Annotated in this window: 3 protein-coding genes; all 3 read right to left on the reverse strand. The window is 70.6% G+C overall.

What is annotated here, in order from left to right; translation table 11 throughout:
* Window positions 1-40: 40 nt before the first annotated feature.
* A complete protein-coding gene (locus EA346_RS04495; RefSeq protein WP_296756136.1) occupies window positions 41-1333 on the reverse strand; it encodes an FAD-dependent oxidoreductase in 1293 nt (430 codons plus the stop codon).
* A 276-nt stretch (window positions 1334-1609) separates the two neighbouring features.
* Entirely contained in the window at window positions 1610-5599 is a 3990-nt protein-coding gene (hrpA, locus tag EA346_RS04500) for an ATP-dependent RNA helicase HrpA (protein ID WP_296756137.1), read from the reverse strand.
* On the reverse strand, window positions 5599-5823 hold a 225-nt coding region (locus tag EA346_RS04505; RefSeq protein WP_296756139.1), incomplete at its 5' end, for an SPOR domain-containing protein. The genes EA346_RS04505 and hrpA, both read right to left, overlap by 1 nt.

Raw genomic sequence — 5823 nt, forward strand, 5'->3', positions numbered from 1 at the left:
GCGGCTTTTCATCGTCAGGGGTGGCGCGGGGGCGTGACAGTCAGCGTTGGAAGGGTTCGATGGGCAGGGCGGGATCGGCGCCGATGATGCTGTCGCGGACGAGGCTGGCGGAGCCGCAGGCCAGGGTCCAGCCGAGGTGGCCGGCACCGGTGTTCAGGTACAGGCCCGGAATCCGGGTGGGACCGAGGATCGGGGTGCCGCGGGCGCTCATCGGCCGCAGGCCGGTCCAGGGCTCCATCGTCTCCAGTTCGAGATATTCGGGAAGCCGCGGCAGGGTCCGCCGGCACTGGGCGAGCACGTTGGCGGCACGGGAGGCGTTCAGACGCAGGTCGGCGCCGGTGAATTCCGCGGTGCCAGCCAGCCGCAACTGACCGTCCAGCGGGGTCAGCACCACCTTGTTGGCGTCGTCGATGATCGGCAGCCGCGGCTGCCATTCCGCGGGCAGCGTCAGGGTCAGGGAATAGCCCTTGACCGGCGCTACCGGCAGGCGCAGCCCGAGGCGCCGGACCAGCGCCGGTGCCGCGAAGCCGCTGGCGAGCACCACCGCATCCGCTGCCATCGGCCCGGCGGAGGTCTCCACGCCGTTGATCCGTCCCTGGAACAGGCGCCAGCCGGTGACCCGGGTGTTCGGGCGCCAGCGCACGCCCGCGCGCTGCGCCGCGGTGGCCAGCTCCCGGGTGAATGCGGCGGCATTGCCGATGGCGTCGTCGGGGAAGAACAGCGCCCCGCAGAGGCGGTGGGCGATCGGTTCCAGTACGGGTTCCTCGGCGGCAACCCGCGCATTGTCCCATTCCTCGAAGCGGACCCCGACCGCGGCCATCGCGGCACTTGCGGCATGGTTCCGGGCGAGGCTTTTCGGGTCCTGAAAGATCTTCAGGATGCCCGATTCCACGAAGCCGAAATCCAGCTTCAGTTCCTGCTGCAGGGTCCGCAGCTGGCGCAATGAGTATTCGGCGAGCTGCGCGTTCAACAGGGTATTGCGCTCGAAGCGCGCGCGCCGGCTGTTCCAAAGGAACTCGATGCCCCAGGGCAGGATGCCCGGCAGCGCGCGGGGTCGCAGCAGCAGCGGCGAATCGACTCGGCCCAGGTATCGCAACAGATCCCAGCCGACGCCCGGCGCATTCCATGGCTCGGTGTGGCTGGCGTGCAGCATTCCCCCGTTGGCGGCGCTGGCACCGCGCGCGGGCAGGTCGGCGGCGTCGACGAGGGTGACGTCCACACCCGCCGCGCGCAGGTACCAGGCGGTGGTGGTTCCGGTCACGCCGGCGCCGATGACGATCACGTGCATTTTTGGGGTACCTCGTTTTGTCGGTGGTCCTAATCTGACGCTCATACCCTCGGTACGCGCCACCCCTGACGATGAAAAGCCGCGAGCGGTAGGTCGGGTTAGCCCAAAGGGCGTAACCCGACGGGTCCCGCACCCACCCAAGGCCGCAAGGCGGCGTCGTCCCCGCCACCCGGGCACGTCGGGTTACGCTACGCTAACCCGACCTACAGAACGGTTTCGTCGCTGGTCCTAATCTAACCCGACGGGTCCCGCTGTTTCGTCGCTGGTCCTAATCTAACCCAGATGGACCCTGAGGCGGTGTTGGTGCTGTGGCTCCATGGGTTACAGCGGCCGGGATCTGCGCAGCTCGTCGAGGTCGCGGGAAAGGCGCTGGATCGACACCTTGTCGCGGGTACCGAGCTCCTGCGCGAAGACCGATACGCGCAACTCCTCCACGCGGTAGCGAAAACGCAGCACTTCGGGGTCCTCCGGGTGGGCGGCGAGCAGGCGCTTCGCCTCGTCCCACATGGGTTCGATGTCGACGCGCAGGCGCCGGTCCTTGTCCGGGGTCTGTTCGAGTCGCTGCAGGCGCCGGGTGATCGCCTGCAGGTAGCGGGGCAGTTGGGGCAGGATCTCGGGCGGTGTGCGGAGCAGGAAATCCTCTGGCACCAGGTGCGCCAGCTGGTCGCGGATGTCGCGCGCCGCCTCGATCCACGACAGCGGCAGGTCGCCGTCCAGCTGCCGGCGAAGGTGGTGCCAGCCGGCCAGGATGCGGGCAGCCAGTTGCGCCAGTTCCATCGCGGTCGGGGTCAGCAGAGGCCGGCCGGCCTCGAGCCGGACCGCGAACGCGTCGGCGTCGCGGGGCCAGGGCGTCTCGTGCAGGAAGACCTGCTCCGCGGCCGCGGCAAGGATCTGGTCGCGCAGGGCTTCGCAGGTCCCCAGCGCCGCATAGTGCAGGCAGGCGTGCTCGATGTCCGGCAACTGCCGGCGCAGGTCGCGCACGATACGGTGCGCCCCGAGCAGGAACAGTCGCCGCAGTCCCGCACGCTGCAGCCGCCGGGCACTGTCGGCATCCGGCTCCAGCCGCAGGGACACGCTGTCCCCGGCATCGACCAGGGCGGGATAGGCCCGCAGCTGCGCGCCCTGGTGATCGAATTCGACGAACTCCGGCAGGCTTCCGAAATCCCAGCGGGTGATGCCGTCGCGCGCGATGTCGTCCGGGCGTGTCTGGTCGAAGTGTGCCCCGGCGCTGGCCTCGAGGCGCTCCTTCAGCCTCCGCAGGTCGCGTCCCGTCACGATTTCGGTACCGTCCGGATCCAATACCCGAAAGCGCATGATCAGGTGCGGTTCGAGGCTTTCCGGCCGCCAGGCCTCCGGGGGGACACGCGTTCCGGTGATCGTCTCCAGGGCATTCGTCAGCGCCTGCAGCAGTGGCCCTTCGCGCTCGGGCATGCGTGCCAGCGCCGCGTGGGCAAAGTCCGGCGCGGGCACGAAGTGACGGCGCAGTCCCTTGGGCAAACTGCGCAGCAGGCCGACGATGCGTTCCTCGAGCAGGCCCGGCACCAGCCAGTCGCCGAGCCAGTCGGGCAGGCCGTTCAGTGCGGCGATGGGCACGGTCACGGTGACGCCGTCGTCCTCCTGCCCCGGCTCGAAGCGGTAGGACAGCGGCAGGCGGATGCCCTGCACCGCCAGCGCGTCAGGGTAGGCGCCCTCCGGCAGCGCGGCCTCGGGTTCCTGCAGCAGCGCGGCGCGGTCAATGCGCAGGATATCCGGGTCGGCCTTCTCGGCCTTGCGGCACCAGGCCTCGAAGCCGGGGCCGTCGACTACGTGTTCGGGCAGGCGTTCGTCGTAAAAGGCGCGCAGCCGGTCCTCCTCGGCGAGCAGGTCGCGGCGGCGGCCGCGCGCCTCGAGTTCGGCGATCTCGGCCACCGTCGCGAGGTTGGCGGCCAGTCCCCGGGAGCGCGAGCGCAGCCGGCCCTCGACCAGCCCGTGCTGGATGAACAGCCGTCTTGCCTCCTGCGGGTCGTGCCGGGCGAAGTTCACCGGCGCCCGGGGCGCAACGACGAGCCCGTACAGCGTGATCCGGTCCCAGGCGCCGACGCGGCCGTCGCGGGCCTGGAAGTGCGGTTCGTGGATGTCGTGCTTCAGCAGATGCGGCGCGACCTCGAGGATCCACTCCGGCTTGATCGCGGCCACCTCGCGCGCATAGACCCGCGTGGTCTCGGCGATCTCGGCACTCATGATCCATTCGGGACGACGCCTGGCCTGGCCGGAGCCGGGATGGATCTGGAAGCGCCGGTTGCGCGTGCCGAGGTAGTCGCCGCGCTCGGTCTTCCTGCCGACGTGGCTCACCAGCCCGGCCAGCAGCGCCTTGTGCAGGGTCTCCGGGTCGGCGGGGAGCTCGTTGCGGTGCAGGCCCTGGCCGCGCGCCAGCGTCGCGAGCTGCGCGCGCAGCTCCTGCCACTCGCGCATGCGCATGAACGACAGGAAGTGGTCCCGGCACCAGCGTTTCAGCGCGCTGCTTCCCAGTTCCTCGCGGGTCCGGTGCCAGTCGTCCCAGAGCTTCAGCATGCCGAGGAAGTCGGAGCCCTCGACGCGGAACGCCCGCTGCGCCTGGTCGGCGGCCTGGGCGTGTTCAGCCGGGCGCTCGCGCGGATCCTGCAGCGCCAGGAAGGCGGCGACGGTCATCGCCTCGGTGAGCACGCCGCGTTCGCCGCCGGCGACGATCATCGCCGCAAAGCGGGGATCGACCGGAAGCTGCGCGAGCTGCCGGCCTTGGGCCGTAATCCGGCCCCTGGCGTCCACCGCGTGCAGTTCCTCCAGTAGGCGGTAACCGTCGCGGATCAGGCGCGGGTCGGGCGGGTCTACGAAGGGGAAGTGGCGCGGGTCGCCGAGACCCAGCGCGGCCATCTGCAGGATCACCGCGGCCAGGTTCGAGCGCAGGATCTCGGGGTCCGTGTGCTCCGGGCGCAGCTGGAAGTCTTCCTCGCTGAACAGGCGGATGCAGATGCCCGGGCCGAGGCGCCCGCAGCGTCCCGCGCGCTGGTTGCAGGAGGCCTGGGCGATCGGTTCCAGGCTCAGGCGCTGTACCCGCGAGCGCCAGGAGTAGCGGGACAGCCGTGCCAGACCGGTGTCGATCACGAAGCGGATCCCCGGGACCGTCAGCGCGGTCTCGGCGACGTTGGTGGCGAGCACGATGCGTCGTCCGGGATGTGGTCGGAACACGCGGCTCTGTTCGGCCGCCGAGAGCCGCGCGTACAGCGGCAGGATCTCGGTGTGCTCCGGCTGTTCCCGGCGCAGGCGTTTCGCAGCATCGCGAATCTCGCGCTCGCCGGGGAGGAAGACGAGGATGTCCCCGGCGCCCGCGCGGCAGCATTCGGCGACCGCAAGACTGATGCCGTCGAAGAGGTCGCGTTCCGGGGCTGCACCGCCGGCGGGTTCCGCGGGTACCGGCGGTGTCGAAGCGCGATCGGAACCACCAGACGCCGGGGAGCCGCGCTTCGCCGGGTTCGGGGCTGCCGCCGTCTCCGGCTCCGCCAGCGGCCGGTAGCGCACCTCCACCGGCCAGGCACGTCCCGGGACCTCGATGATCGGGGCATCGTTGAAGAAGCGAGCCAGCCGTTCCGGGTCGAGGGTTGCGGAGGTGATGACGATGCGCAGGTCGGGCCGGCGCGGCAGCAGCTGTTTCAGGTAACCGAGCAGGAAGTCGATGTTCAGGCTGCGCTCGTGGGCCTCGTCGATGATCAGGGTGTCGTAGGCCAGCAGGTCCCGGTCCTGGCGCAGTTCGGCGAGCAGGATGCCGTCGGTCATCAGCTTGATGTGGGTGTCGCCGCCGGTGTGGTCTCCGAAACGGACCTTGTACCCGACGGCCGCGCCGATCTCCGATCCGAGTTCCTCGGCGATGCGCCCGGCTACCGAACGGGCGGCGATGCGCCGGGGCTGGGTGTGCCCGATCAGGCCGCGACGGCCGCGGCCCGCGTCGAGGCAGAGTTTCGGCAGCTGGGTGGTCTTGCCGGAGCCGGTTTCGCCACAGAGGACGAGCACGGGGTGGTCCCGGATCGCGGTGACGATCCGGTCGCGCTCGGCGTGGATCGGGAGGTCGCCGGCATAGCGGGTTTCGGGAAGCGTCCTGCACAGGGCCTCCGCGCGCCGGATGGAGGCGTCGCAGCGCTGGCGCGCCTGGGCGAGCAGGACGTCCGCAGGCTGACCGCGCCCGAGGCGCCGCGTTGCGCGTTGCAGCAGTTCCCGGATGGAAGGCTCGTCGGCGCGCAGCACTTCCGCGAGCCGGGCCTCGATCTCGCGGGCCGGGGCGAGCGGGTCCGTGCCGCCCATCAGGAGGCGGGCAGGCGCAGAGCCTCGATGTTTTCGCTGCGCAGACGCTCGAGCGCGCGGGCGACCTGGGCGTCGCTGTCGAAGGGGCCGACGAAGACCCGGTGGAACGTCTGGCCGTCGATGCGGACTTCGCGGATGTTCGCCGTCAGGCCCATCAATGCCAGCCGCGCCTTCATCTCGTCGGCCTGCTGGAATTGCCGGAAGGAGCCGGTCTGGAGCAGCAC

Origin of the sequence: Thioalkalivibrio sp., from assembly GCF_007692535.1 — a bacterium.
Classification (GTDB): domain Bacteria; phylum Pseudomonadota; class Gammaproteobacteria; order Ectothiorhodospirales; family Ectothiorhodospiraceae; genus Thioalkalivibrio.